This window comes from Algoriphagus sp. 4150 (genome assembly GCF_031457395.1).
Classification (GTDB): Bacteria; Bacteroidota; Bacteroidia; order Cytophagales; family Cyclobacteriaceae; genus Algoriphagus.
Genome location: NZ_JAVDWS010000009.1, coordinates 102,149 through 119,636 on the forward strand (window position 1 = coordinate 102,149; position 17,488 = coordinate 119,636).

Here is a 17,488-nt window from a genome sequence, read left to right on the forward strand (position 1 = left end):
CTATGGCTAAAGCTAAGAATTCCCCGCCTAAGTTATTTCTGAATTTCTTCCGATGGTACTGCCACCCAAGAATGTTGGACTACGTCGAGGGAGATCTGATGGAAGTATATGGTAGAAGAGTAAAAGAATCGGGCAAGCGAAAGGCAGACTGGAAATTTATCCTCGATGTGCTGCTGCTTTTTCGCCCGGGGATTATCAGACCAAGGAGACCCTATCAAAATCTAAACACTTACAGTATGTATAAAAGCTATTTTAAGATTGCATACCGGGTGATCATCCGAAATAAGATGTACTCAGCCATTCATGTATTTGGATTGACGATAGGGGTGACTTTTGCCCTGTTGATCTCAGTCTTTATATATGGAGAAGTTCAAGTCAACCAGGATTTAAAAGACGTAGACCAACTGTATCTATTGGAGAGCAGGTATCGCGCCGGTCATGAGAATTTTGAATGGTACTCGCCGGCTCCTTTGGTAGAGCAGGCTGTAGAGAAGTATCCAACATTATTTGATGAATACTATCGCTTCTACGATCGGAATATTACGATTTCCAAAGAGGACAAACACTTTCGTGTCCAAAGCATGATAGGCGATACTTCTTTTTTACCACTCTTTGGTTTCACAGTCCTCCATGGAGATGCCCAAACTGCTTTGACGGCCCCGAACTCGATAGTCATTACGGAAAAAATTGCCAGCCTTTATTTTGGCAAAGCAGATGTGGAGGGAGAGACATTGCTTGTTTCTACCGAACAGAACGGATTAAAGGAGTTTCAGATCACAGCTGTCATTGCTGATCTGCAAAAGAAGAACTCGGTTTCCGATTTTATGATGATGGATGCTCAAGTTTTCCTTTCATTTGAAAATATCAGGGATTTCTTTAATCAGGTGGATATCGATAATTGGTCAACTGATATTATATCTTATCTGAAACTCACAAAAGGAGCTTCTCGACAAGAAGCGCATTCCGCTATCCACACACTTTTGAAAGATCATGCACCACTGGTGGCTGAGCGAAGGAGCATTGAACTCAATCCTCTCCAGGACTTTTACCTGAAGGCAAATAGCGGGTCGGTGCAGAAGTTGGTTGTTTCCCTGGCCATTGTGGCATTTTTTATTTTGTTGCTCGCTATCGTGAATTTTGTCAACATCTCTATTGCCAGTTCGATTTCTCGCTTGAGAGAAGTGGGAGTGCGCAAAGCCCTGGGCGGTATGAAGCAGCAGGTGGTTATTCAGTTTCTATGTGAATCAACTATATTAAGCGTGATATCAGGCATTGGAGCATTACTTTTTTATCAATTGTCACATGGCTACTTTGGAGATGTACTGGGTTCTCCATTGCTGTCTTTGGCGAACTTTCCTCTTTTTCTATGGGGGATGATATCAGCAGGAGTTTTGCTCATTGGTATTTTGGCCGGTTTATATCCATCGTTTTACTTGTCACTGACCAAGCCAATTGAGTCGTTGAAAGGGAAGTTGGAATCCGTAAAAGGGACCATTCGATTTTCGAGAAGTCTTATTGTTATCCAGTTTGCTGTCACCATTTTTATTTTCATATCAGCTGTTGTTTTGTCACAACAGATTTCCTTTTTTCTTGAAAAGGACTTGGGGTATAACAAATCCCGGGTGCTTGTTGTGGATTCCGTACCCCGGATTTTTTCTGAAGAAGGCTTCCAAAAAATGGAATCCGCCAAGCAGGAATTCTTGCGATCATATAGAGTTCAGTCTGCATCGCTATCGTGGGGTGCTCCCGGCTTTGGACTTAGCCCGGTAGATGCTAAAATTTACCCGCTTGGTAAATCGCCTGATGAAGGCATAAGAACAGCGATCAGCTCAGTTGACGGGGATTATCTGAATGTATTTGAAATTGAAATGATAGATGGAAGGTTCCTGTCGGCTAATGAAGCGGCTAGGATCCCAAATACTATTGTCATCAACAAAGCGGCGCAGAAAGCCATGAGTTTGCATGTGGGGGATAAAGTGGGGATTCAAAATTTCGGGGACGTTGAATATACTGTTACGGGTATTGTGGATGATTTTAATTTCGAATCGCTACACACAAGTGTAAAACCGGTGGCTTTTATGCATAACCGTGATTTTGGGGCATTCCGATACTTCTCTTTCAAATTGGAAAATGGGGATCTTCTGGAAAGTGTTCAGGAACTTGAAAAGTTGTGGAAACAGGTGTTTCCGAATGATCCTTTCTCATATGCATTTGCCGATGAGCGTCTGCAAATGTTATACACAACAGAGCTTCAACTGAAAAAAGGTTCTTCAATGGCTACCGTACTTATGCTGATACTTGTTCTTACCGGCGTGTTTGGATTGGTCTCGCTCAGCGTATCCAAGCGAAGCAAGGAAATAGGGGTTAGAAAAGTACTGGGAGCCTCAGTATTTAACATCCTTGCCTTGATTTCTCGCGAATATGTATTGCTGATGATATTGGCAGTAAGCTTGGGAGCACCGTTGGCCTATTGGTTTGCCTCAAGTTGGTTAGAGAATTTTGCCTTTCACATCACTTTATCTTGGTGGATGATTGCGTTGCCTTTTGGGATTGTCTTCCTGATGACATTAGTTATAGTGGTGTCGCATTCATTAAGGACAGCCATGTCCAATCCTGTGAACAGTTTGAAATCAGAGTAATTCATATGAATAAGCCCTCACCTCCCAAGTTATTCCTTCACTTCTTCCGCTGGTTTTGCCATCCAAGAATGCTGGATTATATCGAAGGAGATCTGATGGAAGTATATGGCAGAAGAGTAAAGGAATCGGGCAAGCGAAAGGCAGATTGGAAATTTATCCTCGATGTGCTGCTGCTTTTTCGCCCGGGGATTATCAGACCAAGAAGGCCCTATCAAAATCTAAACACTTACAGTATGTACAAGAGTTATTTCAAAATAGGGTGGAGGAATCTGCTACGTGATAAAGCTTTTTCGCTAATCAATGTAGGTGGATTGGCAATGGGGATGGCAGCAGCGGTGCTAATTGGGATTTGGGCATTCAATGAATTAAGCTACAACAAGACTTTTGCAAATTATTCGAGGATTGCAATGCTCTATCACAATCTTGATTTTGGTGGTGAAATTATTTCATACGAGGGTGCACCTTATGTTCTTGGCGAGGAATTGAAAAACAACTTTTCTGAATTTGATGAAATTGTTATGGTCATTGGCCCCAATGAAAACAGAGTGGCTGTTGATGAAAATACATTTTCAAGGTCTTCTTATTTTGCTGACGCATCATTTCCTGATTTGTTTTCCCTTTCCATGGTGCAGGGTTCAACGGATGGTTTGAAAGATCCTACTTCAATCATGCTTTCTAGATCTTTGGCGTCTACATTATTTGATGGCAATGCTCTGGGTAAATCGGTAAAGTTTGACAATAGGGACATGTTAACGGTGACCGGTGTGTTCGAAGATTTTCCTGAATTTTCAAAGTTTGGGGAAATAGAAATGGTGGTTTCTATTGATTACTATTTTGGATTGAATGGGGAAACGCGTGATCAAAGAACCAGTTGGGAGTTCTTGGAGTCCGGGTGCTTTGTGCTACTGAACAATAATACGACTTGGGCAGAGGCAGAAAAGAAAGTGAAGAATATAGTGTTTGAAAAAGCTCCGGAGGTAATTAAGTCTCTTAAGCCGGAAGCCATTTTACATCCGATGGAGAAATGGAATCTGTATGGTGATTTTAAGGATGGAAAAAATATTGGGGGCAAAATTAAATACGTCTGGATGTTGGGTATAGTTGGGGCTTTCATACTTGCTTTAGCCTGTATCAACTTCATGAACCTAAGCACAGCACGAAGTGAAAAGAGAAGTAAGGAAGTAGGGATCCGTAAAGTAATGGGTTCGGTCCGAAATCAATTGATCGGTCAGTTTATGAGCGAGTCTTTGATGATTGTATTTATCGCTTATGTATTTGCTATAGGGTTGGTTGTTTTATTTCTGCCCGGATTTAATTTATTAAGTGATACAAAGCTTCAAATCCCCTGGTCTAACTTTTACTTCATTGGCATCTCACTGGGATTTATTGTGCTCACGGGTCTGATGGCAGGAAGTTATCCTGCTCTTTATTTATCTTCGTTCAACCCGGTGAAGGTTTTAAAAGGGACATTTAAAATGGGTCGGTATGCGGCCATTCCCCGCAGGGCGTTGGTCATATTCCAATTTACCATTTCTACGGCGTTAATCATCGGCACGTGGGTTGTCTTTCAACAAATTCAATACGCTAAGGAAAGGCCTGTAGGGTTTGATTTGGAGGGGATTATACAATTACCCGTTAAAACAGAAGAGTTGGCAAAGGCCGATTACAATTCACTCCGTCAGGATTTATTGGCCACGGGAGTTGTGGTAAATATGGGCAAGTCGGACTTTCCGATTACAGGTAATATGAGTGCTGATGCCTCGCTGACATGGCCGGGAAAGGACCCGACCACCCAACAGATAGTAGCCTTGAATCGTGGTAGCCATGATTTTTCAAGTACTAATGGGTTTCAGTTTGTTGCGGGTAGGGATTTTTCCCGTGATCACGTCACGGATTCTTCTTCTGTGATTGTCAATGAAATGGCCGCAAAACTATTCTCCCCAAACGCTGATATTGCGGATGTTGTTGGAATGAAGCTTACTTGGGGCGAGGGTGAAAACCGGTACAATAGAGAAATTATCGGGGTGATTAAAGACCAGATCAGATGGGCTCCATTTGCAAAGCAATCCCCTCACCTCTATTTTATTGATTACGGAGGATATGGTTTTTATACAATCCGAATGAAACCCGGCGTAAGGGTGAAGGATGCACTGGCGAGCATTGAACGGGTTTTTGAAAAATATGATCCAGACACATCTTTTGACTATAAGTTTCAGGATGAAGATTATGCCAAGTTGTTTGATTCAGAAGAACGCATTGGCAAGCTTGCGGGTGTATTTTCCGGATTGGCAATTTTTATCAGTTGCATTGGCATATTTGGTTTGGCTTCTTTTGCTGCGAGCCAGCGTACAAAAGAGATTGGAATCCGAAAAGTGCTAGGCGCATCTGAGTTCAGTGTATGGAAGATGCTGTCGAATGATTTTGTGTCCTTAGTGGTACTATCCTCGATCATAGCATGCCCTATTGCCTACTATTATACGAATCAATGGTTGCAGCAGTATGATTACCGCATTGAAGTTTCATGGACAATATTTGCTGTCACTACCCTTGCTTTGCTGATAATCACTCTTGTCACGGTGAGTTATCAGTCCATTAAGGCAGCCATGGCCAATCCTGTGAAGAACCTCAGGTCGGATTAAGCGTGGCTCATTTTTGACAGTTGGCTATCGGATGATCTGAGCAGTGTCGATGAATCTTGTGATGTGCTTGAAGTCGGCATGAAAAGTTAGGAGCCTTGTGGAGGGACTTTATTCTCTCCGGGAGTCCAGTCTATGTCGCGATACTTCCATGTTCCCATCCAAATATTTTCCTAAAATTCCCCATTTGTCAATAATTTCCTACCTTTGCAGTCCGTTCGGGTGAATGGGGTGTATTTTGCTTGCTTAATGCGCTGATTTACAACTAAAAACGATAGTCTGCTGACCCGAAGACTATTGCTAATCAGGGTTTGTACTATTATGTCTAACAAAGAAGATTTTAACTGGGACAGCTTCGAGACCAAAGGTTTTGGAGAAGGTTATTCCAAAGAACAGCGTGAGCAGATGGCTGCTATGTACGAAGGTACATTAGGCGAGATCACTGAGAAAGAAGTAATCAAAGGCACTGTAGTAGGTGTGAATGACAAGGACGTAATCATCAACATCGGCTTCAAATCTGATGGATTGGTTCCTCTTTCTGAATTCAGAGATCTTGAGTCTATCAAGCCAGGCGATACGGTAGAAGTATTCATCGAGGAGCAAGAGAACGCACTTGGTCAGTTGATCCTTTCCCGTAAAAAAGCTAAGATCGTACGTGCATGGCAGGACATCGAAGATGCCCTTGAGCATGACAACGTGATCGAAGGTTTGGTGAAAAGAAGAACTAAAGGTGGTTTGATCGTAGATATCTACGGTGTAGAAGCATTCTTGCCGGGTTCTCAGATCGACGTGAAGCCTATCAGAGATTTCGATATCTATGTAGGTAAGAAAATGGAAGTAAAAGTGGTGAAAATCAACCACGCAAATGATAACGTAGTAGTATCTCACAAAGTGTTGATCGAGAAAGATCTTGAGAAGCAAAAAGCTGAGATTCTAAACAACCTTGAGAAAGGCCAGGTATTGGAAGGTGTGATCAAGAACATGACCAACTTCGGTGTATTCATCGATCTAGGTGGTGTAGATGGTCTTCTTCACATTACAGATATCTCTTGGGGACGTATCAATCATCCGGAAGAAGTATTGCAACTTGATCAGAAAGTTCAGATTGTGGTTCTTGACTTTGATGATGATAAGAAGAGAATTTCTTTGGGTATGAAGCAGCTTACTGCCCATCCTTGGGATTCTTTGGCGTCTAGCCTTGAAATCGGATCTAGAGTGAAAGGTAAGATCGTAAACGTAGCAGACTACGGTGCGTTCCTTGAGCTTGCTCCGGGTGTAGAAGGTTTGATCCACGTGTCTGAAATGAGCTGGTCTCAGCATTTGAGAAACCCTGCTGACTTCGTGAAAGTAGGTGACGAAATCGAAGCTGTAGTATTGACTCTTGACAAGGATGACAGAAAAATGTCTCTTGGTATCAAGCAATTGACTGAAGATCCTTGGACTAAGAACGACATGGGTACGAAGTACGCTGTAGGTTCTAAGCACAAAGGTGTGGTAAGAAACTTGACTAACTTTGGCCTATTCCTTGAACTGGAAGAAGGTATTGACGGTTTGGTTCACGTTTCTGACCTTTCTTGGACTAAGAAAATCAAGCATCCATCTGAGTTTGTGAAAGTTGGTGACGAGCTGGAAGTAGCTGTGTTGGAACTTGATGTGGACAACAGAAGATTGGCTCTTGGTCACAAGCAATTGGAAGAGAATCCTTGGGATACATTCGAATCTGTATTCCCTATCGGATCAGTTCACAAGTGTACTGTAAACTCTAAAAATGACAAAGGTGCAGTTCTTGAATTGCCATACGGTCTTGAAGGGTTTGCTACTGTGAAAAACTTAGAGAAAGAAGACGGATCTCAAGTAGAGGTTGGCGAGTCTTTGGACTTCAAAGTAACCGAATTCTCTAAAGATGATAAGAGAATTGTTCTTTCTCACACTGCAATGTTCAGAGAAGAAGCCAAGCCTGCGAAGAAAGAAGTGAAGAAGAAAACTGAATCGGGTTCTGCTTCTACTACTTCTGCTCCAGCTGAGAAGTCAACCCTTGGTGACTTGGACGCTTTGACTCAACTGAAAGAGCAAATGGAAGGAAAGAAATAATTTCAGATTAGAAATTTGAAATTTGATATTGAAAACGCCGGCTGAGAAGTCGGCGTTTTTTATTTTTTAACCACTGAGGACACGAAGGTCTCGCAGAGGACGCAGCTGCTATTTGTTATCCTGCTTCTCCAGAAGCTGGATTTGTACTTTATCCCTGATTGACTGGTTTTTGATACATTTTCGTTCCAGTGGAACGACTGGTTGGTAGTCAAAGATTAGCGATAGTTGGTTTCGTTCCGTAGGAACGTTTGGAAGATTTTTTATTGCAGAGATCACCAGGGTCTCGCAGAGGACGCAGCCGCTATTTGTTATCCTGCTTCTCCAGAAGCTGGATTTTCTGATAATACAGGTTGATTTGTGAAGTCTTGCTGCTTTGTAGCAAATAAGCGGTTGCTTTCGTCTTGGCTAAACTATTTTTATCATTAATTTCGATCTTATGAAGAATATTGCCTTACTCTTGTTGTCAATTCTGATTTTTTCATCCTGCAACAATTTCGATGATCCTATTCCCGGGGGAAGCACGCTGGAGACGCCTATACTTACATCTAAATTAATGGGAGCGGATAAGGTGCTCCTAACTTGGACTTCAGAGCAGATTTGCACGGGATCTTGTCCTTCTTTTGTTCCGGCGACTTATTATGAAATCTGGACGAAGTCATTGACAACCACTACCAACTATAAATTAGCCGAAACTCAGGCTGGGGAGATGTCATTCTTGGTGGAAGGACTGGAGCCCGGCGTGAAGCAAGAGTTCCATGTGATTGCCAAAAGGGCCAATGTCAGCAATAAAACAAATCGGGTGATGGTCGTCCCCAATGAACTTCCTGCACATGAGGTGATTTTTGGGAAACAACAGTTTGAATACATTACAAATCCGCAAGTTTCACCCAATGGGCAGACCATAGCCTATTCAGTCTCAGAAGCAGGATCAACAGCGAAACCCCAACAAGTTTTCCTATATGATCTAAAAAGTAAGGCCCATAGTTTGATTGCGGAAAACGGCAAATACCCATCTTGGTCGGCAAGCGGGGAGGCTTTGCTTTTTGTAAGCGGAAGTGAAAATTCATCCAGTACTAAAGAATATAATGTCGCTTCCGGTAATGTGAAAGAATATGTAAGCAATTCATTTCAGAGTTATTTCCCTGTGTTTGGAGCAGCAGACACTACAATGCTTTATTTTTTGGATAGTTTGGGGGAAGGCGATTCCGGGATTGTTCAGTTTGAATTGAGAAAAGATACCTTGAGATTGATAAGGCAAGAAGAAATCATGGAAAATGTCCAAATCCCACTGTTGGGAATGAACTATTCGGCAGAGGAAAACACCTTAGCGTATAGCCTGACTTTTCCAAAGGAAACAATACCCGGGTTTTCTTACGATTTAGTGGGTATTGACCCGGGAAGCCCCTCTGCTTTGAGAAACTTAGAGGTGTCCGAGTGGAACGATAGCAACCCATCTTTCTCCAGAGAAGACTCGGATCTTTTAGCGTTTGTGTCTGATCGTTCAGGAGTAGCCCAAGTTTGGATCAAGAATCTTACTTCTGGGCAGTTGGTCCAAGTAACCGATTTGAAAGAAAGTGAGCGGATCAATAGTGGAATTGCCGGATTAAGTTGGGATGACAACAACTTGTATGTGAATGTCCAGGGCGCGCAGGGAAGTACCGGATTGATAAGGATTGACGTATCGTCTTTATTGGGAAATTGAAGATTGTATCATTCTTAAATCTGTTTTCGTCATGTGGTTGTATAAACTGATCAACTATGAGACATTTTTGGATTGGAATGATTGCAGTACTTTTTTTCACTTCTTGTGATAAAGAAGAGGATGTGCCTTTTGAGCTAACTTCCGAAGGATTGGTAGGCAAGTGGGAGCTCTATCAGTATCAAGGGAGCACGGGGGCTGAAGATTACAGAACAGCTTATGAGCCTACAGGCAAGACTATTACTTTTCTCCCTAATGGAAATCTTCGTTCAGTTAAGTTTTTCGAGTGTAATGAAGGTGAGTACGAAATAACAGACCATGTTATTGCAGTGCTTTTTGACTGTGAAGAAGAGGTGCCTGAGCGGACATATTTTATGAAGAGAGAAAACGGAGATTTGGTTTTTTCTCCACGTACGCCTTCCGTGTGCATAGAAGGGTGTGCTTTTATTTTTAAAAGAATTGAGTAGTTTTTGATCCGAAATCGATAATATGAAGAACTTGGAAGACTAGACCTTTTCCCAATCTATCTTTTCCGGTTTAATCGGCAAATTCCTGATCCGGCTACCTGTGGCATCAAATACTGCATTGGCTATAGCTGCGGCAACCGGTCCCATGGCAGCTTCACCAGCGCCCATAGGTTTTGTCTCCGGTCTATTGATAATGTGAACTTCCAATTCCGGAACATCCATCATCCTCATAATAGGATAGGATGCCCAATCCGTACCGGTTATTCCATTTTTATCATAATTGACTTCCTCCATCATGGTCCAGCTGGCCGATTGGATCATGCCTCCTTCCGTTTGATTTTTTAGCCCATCCGGATTGATGGTTAGCCCGGAATCAATCACACCAGTGAGTTTTTTGAGTTTGTAATCCTTGTTTTCTTTGTCGATCTCCACTTCTGCCAATACTGCAAAATAGGATGTGGAATTCTTGTATCTAGCATAGGCAACTCCCAATCCTGTATTCGCACCTTTGCTTTTTGATTTCCAATTGGTCTTCTCGGCTAGTTCTTCCAAAACAGCCTTAGCTCGTGGATCTTCTAGATTTTTAATGCGGAAATCAATTGGATCATTCCCTGATTTGTGAATCAATTCATCCAGAAATGATTCCATTGCAAAAGTATTTGCATATGCTCCCAATCCTCTAAGCGAGGATGTTCTGAGTGGACCGTCAAAAGTGTAGAGATGGAGCTGCTTGGCTTGTAAGCTATATTCCGGGATTCCATTTCTGTAGGAACCGGCGGAAAAGCCTCCTTTTCTAAATTCGAAAGGAGGATCCAGCTTTCTAGCGGAGATGAAACTCGCCGCCCGTCCATTTGGGCGTGTGCTATGTGAGTCCGACCAGAGAATACTGTCCCATGCAAGAAGTTTGCCTTTGGAATCAATTCCTGCAGAAAGCTGAAATGCCATTGCGGTTCCGTAAGGTTCCCATTTGTGTTCGTCTTCCCGCATCCATTGTAGGCGAACATGCTTTCCGGGTATTTCTTTTGCGATCAAAGCTGCCTCCCCGGATACATCATCTGCACCGTTGTGTCCATAGCAACCGGAGCCTGGCACGCCGATGCAGCGGATTTTATCCTCATCTATAGCAAAAAGATCGGATAAGGTGCTGCGTAAAGGGTAAACACCCTGAGTTGCAGTCCAAACTGTCAGCTTCTCCTCTTCCCAAATCGCCAGCGCACAGGAAGGCCCCATCGATGCATGCATGTGGTAGGGACGGAAGTACTCCGCCTGATGATTAATGGAGGCATTTGAGATGGTGTCCGCTATGCCGGGAGACACTTCTACTTCCTCGGGCTTTCCAGATGTACTTTTCAATGAAGCTAGAAGTTGACCTGGCAGGATTTCAATGGGAACCGTCTCCCAATCAGCTAATGATTTTAATTTCTCCCATGCTTTTATAGCTTGATATTCCCTGGTAGCTACTACTGCCAAAAAACTCCCATTTCTAATCACTTTCAGCACACCCGGCATAGATTCTACTTCAGTCAAATCCACGGACTGTAACTGACTCAGGTAAGAAGGAGGGTGAAGCACCCGGGCATGAAGCATTCCGGGCATTTGTAGGTCATGCACAAAGTAAGACTCGCCATTTACCATTTTCCGGATATCATCCCGCTTCAAGGGTTGCCCCACGTACTTGTAATCTTTTGGGTTTTTTGGACTAACTTCTCCTGTGATTTTTTTCTCAATGAATTTTCCTTCCAATAGTTTCCAGTAGCTTATTTCTTCTCCGGAAGGGGACTTGATGTTTCCATTTTCCACTTGAAGTGAGCTAGGGCTTACATTCCATTTTTGTCCCGCCAGCTTCAATAAATATTGTCTGGCTTCCGCAGCTGCCTGACGTATGGAGCTTCCGCTTCCTTCCACTGAATTACTCCCGGCGGTAAACCCCTCATTAGCTGTTTGACCCGTATCTGAATTAATAATGTGACAGCGATCCGGATGTATATCCAACTCTTCCGCTGCGATTTGTATCAAGGCGGTTTTTATTCCCTGTCCAAGTTCCTGCTTTCCCGAGAGTACAGTCAAGTATCCTTCTGCATCAAGTTTAATCCATGAATCAATTAACTTACTATCGGTAATTGGGCGGAAAGGGACTCCTTCATAGGGTAGGATCTCATTCGGGGCTCCCTTAGTTTGGCAAAAAGTGAGTGGTAAGAGATTAAATCCGACTAGAAGATGCCCGGTAGTTTTGAGAAATGAACGGCGGCTGGAATTGAGACTCTGCATATCTTCCATGGATTAGGCATTTGAGGTTTCAGAAGCCAGTTTTACAGCTTGGATAAATCTGGAATGAGTGCCACAGCGACAGATTACAGGATTCAGTGCTGTACGGATTTCTTGGTCGCTAGGATTGGGGGTGTTTTCTAATAGGGCCACTGCGGATATGATCATGCCATTGACACAATAGCCACATTGAGCCGCCTGCACATCTATGAAAGCCTGTTGTACAGCATGTAGCTTGCCGTTCTGTTGCAATCCTTCGAGGGTGGTGATTTCCATATTTTCAAAACTCACACACGGTCTTAGGCATGTAGGCTCTGCTTTGGAGTCAGCTAATACCATACATGCGCCACATTGCTGGAGGCCACAGCCATATTTTGCTCCTTTCAAATCGAAATCATTCCTTAAAACGTAAAGGAGAGGTTCATTTGGGTCTGCGGAAATAGTTTTGGACTTTCCATTTACTTTTAATGTGATACTTTGAGGCATGATAATCAGTGGTTTGGATTTTAAACTAAGGAATGTCTGCCTGAATTGCAATGAAGGAAAGGAAGAATTAAGTGGTCCAGGTTGTTTTGCTTGCAAAAAGCAAACGGATAAAAAGTTATCCGGTTCTCCGAAATGGAGCCGATCTCCTATTTTCTTTGTTGTCTAGTCAAAGGCAGGTTTTAGCCTTTGCAGAAGGTTTTGGACAGGAAGAGAAGAATGGGGTGGGCAAAAAAAAGCATTCGCCGTGGCGGATGCATTGGTGAGGTCGAGAGCGGATCTGCCTACCGACAAAGGTAGGTTCTAACCCTGTAAAGGTTTTGCAGTGGAATTTATTTCAAAAACTAAAAAAGCATCCACCAAGGCGGATGCTTTTATTAATTTAAATGAGGTCGAGAGCGGATTCGAACCGCTGTAGAAGGTTTTGCAGACCTCTGCCTAGCCACTCGGCCACTCGACCAATCAGAATTGGAATGCAAATGTAGTTATTATCTTTTTCCCTGCAATAAAGCACCTAATTAATTTAAATCTTTATCAGCAAAATGGCAGCTGCGTTAATTTAAATTTAAGAATTCTGTGCCTTGCGCCGTGGGAATTCAACGTAGGTTTTAAAAGGTTGCAAAATACATTCTATTTATAAAGATTCTAAATTGATTTTTGAAGCTTTATTCCTTCTTAATCAGCTGTAATACAGGTTGGTATAAAATCAAACAGAGGCTACGTCTATCAAGTGCCGTCCATCAAGACAAGTTTGAAAAATTGGCTTCGGGTAGTACCTTTGCAGGGGTTATAATAAACCGCATAAACTATTTAATTAGCTATAATATGTTATCCAAACGCTCGTTAGTAGGGGTTCGATTGAATTTCCACACACTGGCAGTGCTGTTTTTCATGCTGATCGGGACGCAGGCTTTTGCTGCAGATCCGTCAGTTGATAGTAGCGATGAAGCAGTAGCAGCAGGTAAGGCTCTGTTTAATACTAATTGTAAAACATGCCATAAGTTAGATCAGAAGTTTACCGGTCCAGCTGTGAGAGGAGCAACCGTTAGGCAGCCGGCTGGTATAGTGAAGGACTTCATCAAGAACTCTTCGGCTGTAATCGCATCTGGGAATGACTATTACAACAAGCTTTACAAGGAGTATAACCTTCAGATGCCCTCCCATGAATTTTTGTCTGACGCGGATCTGGACAATCTCCTTGCTTATATAGAGTATGGTGATTCTGCTGATCCTACTGCTTCAGCAGGCGGGGGGACAACCGATGGAGAGGCTTCGGCAGGCGGAGGTATTCCAAGCGAGTATCTTACTATTATTTTGGGAGTACTGGTAGTCGTTCTTCTGTTGATTTTGGTGGTATTGGGGTTGATTATCTCAGTTTTGACCAAATATCTTACTAAGCAGGATCTTGATGAGGATGACAAAGAGTTTGTCAATCAGAAAGTTAACCTGGGGAAAGTATTTAAAAGTGACATGTTTATCGTCATCGTAACGGCGCTTGTTGTTGCATTGGTGGCTAAAACAGCGCTGGATGGACTTTACTCTGTGGGTATACAGCAGGGCTATGCACCAACTCAGCCGATAGCTTATTCACACGCACTCCATGCAGGTACTTTAGAGATCGAATGTCAGTATTGTCATACCGGTGTGGAGATCGGAAGATCCGCAAATATTCCTTCAGCCAACATTTGTATGAATTGCCATACGCATGTGCAGAATGTACAGGGCAAAGAAGGCGTGTCTCCGGAAATTCAGAAAATCTACAATGCAATAGATAACAATCAGCCTATTGAGTGGGTTAGAGTCCACAACCTTCCTGATTTGGCGTATTTCAATCACTCCCAGCACGTGGTAGTGGGTGAGGTTGAGTGTCAAACTTGTCATGGACCTATCCAAGAGATGGAAGTGGTCGGACAGCATAGTTCGCTGACCATGGGATGGTGTATCGATTGTCACAGACAGACGGAAATTACCACTCAGGGCAATGCTTATTATGATAAGCTGGTTCAGATTCACTCTGACTCCAAAGATGCTTTGAAAGTAAAAGACATCGGAGGTTTGGAGTGTGCTAAGTGCCACTATTAATTCATTATTCTTTTCGCAAATTCATTCTTATATCATAAAATGAAGGAAAATAAAAAAACGTACTGGAAAGGGCTTGAGCAGCTCACTAACGATCCAGAGTTTGTAAAAAAAGCGGACAGGGAATTCCCTGAGCTTCCTTCTACACTCAATGAAGAGGGTAGTGCTTCCAGAAGAGATTTTCTGAAAGTAATGGGATTCAGCTTGGCAGCTGCTTCTTTGGCAGCATGTGAAGCTCCTGTGAGAAAGATGATCCCTTATGTGAATAAGCCGGTTGATATCAACCCATCTATTCCTAATTATTACGCATCAAGTTATTTTTCCGGAGGAGAGTATGCTTCTGTAGTGGTGAAAACCCGCGAAGGCCGACCAATTAAGGTCGATGGAAATACACTTTCCCCTGTCACCAAAGGCGGCACGAGTGCAATAGTTGAAGCTTCTGTTCTTTCATTGTATGACAAAGAAAGGCTGGCAGGACCGCATGTTGCAGGTCAAAAGTCTGATTGGGCTACGTTGGATAAAGAGGTAGCATCAAAATTGCAAGCTGCAGGTACAATTAAATTGGTTACCAACACGATACTTTCTCCTTCTACAGAAAAAGCCATTCAGGCACTTTCTGATTCTTTGGGCGGGGTGGATGTAGTGACTTACGATACTTCTTCTGCCTATGGGATTACCAAGGCAAATGAAACTTACTACGGCAAAGCCGTATTGCCAACGTACAAATTTGATCAGGCGAAGACTATCGTCAGCTTTGGTGCTGATTTCTTGGGAACATGGATCGCTCCGATTGAATTCTGCAAGCAGTATGTTGTAGGAAGAAAAGTGACAAAAGAGAAAGCTGAGATGTCACGTCATTATCAGTTCGAGTCTAATTTGTCACTGACTGGTGCGAATGCTGATTACCGTACTCCTATCAAAGCGTCTCAAAGCGGATTGGCAATTTTAGGACTGTATAACCTTTTGGCTAAGAAAGCCGGAGCTCCTTCTGTATCTGCTCCCGCAGTAGAAGTAGCAAACCTTTCGAAAGCTGCTGATGACCTTTGGGCACAAAGAGGCAAATCACTTGTAGTATCAGGATCCAATGATCCTAATGTACAGGTGGTGATCAATGCCATCAATGAACTTTTGGGTAGTGTAGGAACTACCATTGATCTGGTAAAAACCAGTAACTACAAAAAAGGTAATGATCTCGCTATGAATCAGTTCATTGCGGATCTTGCTGCAGGCAAAGTAGGAGGAGTGGTATTCTACAACTGTAATCCTGTCTATGATCACCCTCAAGGTGAAGCTTTGGGACAAAATATTGCTAAGGCCAAAGTATCTGTAGCTACCAGCTTGACTATGGATGAAACAGCTTCTTTAGTACAGTATGTGGCTCCGGATCATCACTACCTGGAATCTTGGAATGATTTCAATCCTCAGGTAGGAGAGTATAGCTTGTCTCAACCTGCTATTTCCCCACTTTTTGATACAAGACAAGCTCAGGAATCGTTCTTGAAATGGTCCGGATCCGGATCTACCTACTATGATTTCTTACAGTCTAACTGGCAGCCATTCTTTGCCGGACAATCTGAAGTCGGCAATTTCCAAGAATTCTGGGACAAGGCTTTATATAATGGTTTTTATTCTATTCCTGTAATCACTGAAGAAGTGGTAGCTACCGCGTCTGATATCAGTGCAGCTGCTGCGGCAGTTGGCAAAAGTTATTCTGCTGCCGGTGAAGGAGCTGAATTGGTGATTTACCAGAAGATAGGATTGGGAGACGGTACATATGCCAATAACCCTTGGCTACAGGAGATGTCTGATCCTATCACTAAAGCTACTTGGGATAATTACCTTACTGTATCACAGAAATGGGCTTCTGAAAATGGAGTGACCATGAATGAGGAGAATACATCCAAAGCATCAATCTCTGTAAACGGAAAGTCTTTGATCGTACCTATCCTAATACAGCCGGGCCAGGCAGACGGTACTTTTGGTCTGGCAGTAGGCTATGGAAGAAGCAAAGCCGGTCGTGTAGGTAATGGTGTAGGTGTGAATGCTTACAACTTGCTTGACGTTACCAAGGGCTTTGTGAGTGCGGACATTACCGCAGGTGTAGAAGTGAAGGCTACCGGGGATTCGTATAAAATTGCCCGTACCCAGACTCACCAGACTTTCATGGGACGTGAGAACGTTATCCAAGAGACAATACTGGAGGACTATAAAGTCGATGCATCTGCCGGCCGATATCATCCGAAAATCTATAAAGACGGTGAATTTGTAAAGCCTTCTAAAATATCTCTATGGTCAGGTCACCAGTATTCCAATCATCACTGGGGATTGGCTATCGATATGAACTCCTGTATCGGTTGTGGAGCCTGTACTGTTGCCTGTCAGGTAGAAAATAACGTGGCTGTAGTAGGCAAGCAGGAAGTGCTGAACAGAAGAGAGATGGCATGGATCAGAATAGATCGCTATTATTCTTCAGATGCTCCTGCGGATGACTTAAGCGGAATGGAAGTAGCTGCTCAGAATCCTGAGGTGACCTTCCAGCCTATGATGTGCCAGCAGTGTAACAATGCTCCCTGTGAGACAGTTTGCCCTGTGGCTGCTACTACCCACTCTTCTGAGGGGCTTAACCAAATGACTTACAACAGATGTATAGGTACAAGATATTGTGCAAACAACTGTCCGTATAAAGTGCGTCGATTTAACTGGTTCAAATACCATGACAATAAAGATTTTGCCGGAGTAAACATCGCTCAGAACGATGACTTGGGCAAAATGGTATTGAATCCTGACGTAACCGTACGTGCCCGTGGGGTAATGGAAAAATGCTCTATGTGTGTGCAGAGAATCCAAGCCGGTAAGCTTGAAGCTAAGCGTGAAAAACGCAAAGTGAAGGATGGAGAAATCAACGTGGCTTGTGCGGTAGCTTGTTCTACAGATGCATTGGTTTTTGGTGATTTGAACGATGCAAACAGCAGAGTTTCTAAAATGCTGAAAATCGAGGAGAACACTACTTCTGCCACTAAAGAAGTGAATGAAGAAAGAGCCTACCATGTACTGGAAGAGATCAATGTGAGCCCAAATATTTGGTACTTCACAAAAATCAGAAATAAAGACAAAAACGAAGCGTAATAA

The 17,488-nt window shown here is 43.0% G+C and carries 9 protein-coding genes and 1 tRNA gene; 7 read left to right on the top strand and 3 right to left on the bottom strand.

Annotated features, from left to right (window positions below):
- The first annotated feature begins 2 nt into the window (after nucleotides 1–2).
- The 5 genes from J2X69_RS13155 (at nucleotide 3) to J2X69_RS13175 (ending at nucleotide 9,532) form a co-directional block, all read left to right on the top strand.
- Nucleotides 3–2,639 (top strand): ABC transporter permease, encoded by a 2,637-nt coding sequence (locus tag J2X69_RS13155; protein ID WP_310103944.1) that lies wholly within the window; start codon nucleotides 3–5, stop codon nucleotides 2,637–2,639.
- 5 nt (nucleotides 2,640–2,644) lie between these two features.
- Nucleotides 2,645–5,278, top strand: a complete 2,634-nt coding sequence (locus J2X69_RS13160) for an FtsX-like permease family protein (protein WP_310103946.1) — start codon at nucleotides 2,645–2,647, stop codon at nucleotides 5,276–5,278.
- 318 nt (nucleotides 5,279–5,596) lie between these two features.
- Nucleotides 5,597–7,366 (top strand): 30S ribosomal protein S1, encoded by a 1,770-nt coding sequence (rpsA, locus tag J2X69_RS13165; protein WP_310103948.1) that lies wholly within the window; start codon nucleotides 5,597–5,599, stop codon nucleotides 7,364–7,366.
- 436 nt (nucleotides 7,367–7,802) lie between these two features.
- Nucleotides 7,803–9,068, top strand: a complete 1,266-nt coding sequence (locus J2X69_RS13170; RefSeq protein ID WP_310103952.1) for a hypothetical protein — start codon at nucleotides 7,803–7,805, stop codon at nucleotides 9,066–9,068.
- A gap of 56 nt (nucleotides 9,069–9,124) precedes the next feature.
- Entirely contained in the window at nucleotides 9,125–9,532 is a 408-nt protein-coding gene (locus J2X69_RS13175; RefSeq protein WP_310103954.1) for a hypothetical protein, read from the top strand.
- Nucleotides 9,533–9,571: 39 nt separating this feature from the next.
- Here the strand turns inward: J2X69_RS13175 and J2X69_RS13180 are convergent, their stop codons facing one another.
- The 3 genes from J2X69_RS13180 to J2X69_RS13190 all read right to left on the bottom strand — a co-directional run bounded on the left by J2X69_RS13180 (nucleotide 9,572) and on the right by J2X69_RS13190 (nucleotide 12,740).
- The gene (locus J2X69_RS13180) at nucleotides 9,572–11,809 is read right to left on the bottom strand and encodes a molybdopterin cofactor-binding domain-containing protein (protein ID WP_310103956.1); all 2,238 of its coding nucleotides are present in this window, start codon (nucleotides 11,807–11,809) and stop codon (nucleotides 9,572–9,574) included.
- A 3-nt stretch (nucleotides 11,810–11,812) separates the two neighbouring features.
- Nucleotides 11,813–12,283 carry a 2Fe-2S iron-sulfur cluster-binding protein gene (locus tag J2X69_RS13185; protein ID WP_310103957.1) on the bottom strand — a complete coding sequence of 157 codons (471 nt, stop codon included), beginning with the start codon at nucleotides 12,281–12,283 and terminating at the stop codon, nucleotides 11,813–11,815.
- Between the two features lie 386 nt (nucleotides 12,284–12,669).
- A tRNA-Cys gene (locus J2X69_RS13190) sits at nucleotides 12,670–12,740 on the bottom strand.
- Nucleotides 12,741–13,105: 365 nt separating this feature from the next.
- On the opposite strand from J2X69_RS13190, the gene J2X69_RS13195 reads away from it, so the two are divergent.
- Together J2X69_RS13195 and J2X69_RS13200 are read left to right on the top strand one after the other, a co-directional pair.
- Entirely contained in the window at nucleotides 13,106–14,362 is a 1,257-nt protein-coding gene (locus J2X69_RS13195; RefSeq protein ID WP_310103960.1) for a c-type cytochrome, read from the top strand.
- A 39-nt stretch (nucleotides 14,363–14,401) separates the two neighbouring features.
- A complete protein-coding gene (locus J2X69_RS13200) occupies nucleotides 14,402–17,485 on the top strand; it encodes a TAT-variant-translocated molybdopterin oxidoreductase (RefSeq protein WP_310103962.1) in 3,084 nt (1,027 codons plus the stop codon).
- Nucleotides 17,486–17,488: the final 3 nt, after the last annotated feature.

Excerpts from the sequence above, each read along its gene's own strand:
- J2X69_RS13155 (WP_310103944.1), top strand. The coding sequence starts at position 3 with ATGGCTAAAGCTAAGAATTCCCCGCCTAAGTTATTTCTGAATTTCTTC.
- J2X69_RS13160 (WP_310103946.1), top strand. The coding sequence starts at position 2,645 with ATGAATAAGCCCTCACCTCCCAAGTTATTCCTTCACTTCTTCCGCTGG.
- rpsA (WP_310103948.1), top strand. The coding sequence starts at position 5,597 with ATGTCTAACAAAGAAGATTTTAACTGGGACAGCTTCGAGACCAAAGGT.
- J2X69_RS13170 (WP_310103952.1), top strand. The coding sequence starts at position 7,803 with ATGAAGAATATTGCCTTACTCTTGTTGTCAATTCTGATTTTTTCATCC.
- J2X69_RS13175 (WP_310103954.1), top strand. The coding sequence starts at position 9,125 with ATGAGACATTTTTGGATTGGAATGATTGCAGTACTTTTTTTCACTTCT.
- J2X69_RS13180 (WP_310103956.1), bottom strand. The coding sequence starts at position 11,809 with ATGGAAGATATGCAGAGTCTCAATTCCAGCCGCCGTTCATTTCTCAAA.
- J2X69_RS13185 (WP_310103957.1), bottom strand. The coding sequence starts at position 12,283 with ATGCCTCAAAGTATCACATTAAAAGTAAATGGAAAGTCCAAAACTATT.
- J2X69_RS13195 (WP_310103960.1), top strand. The coding sequence starts at position 13,106 with ATGTTATCCAAACGCTCGTTAGTAGGGGTTCGATTGAATTTCCACACA.
- J2X69_RS13200 (WP_310103962.1), top strand. The coding sequence starts at position 14,402 with ATGAAGGAAAATAAAAAAACGTACTGGAAAGGGCTTGAGCAGCTCACT.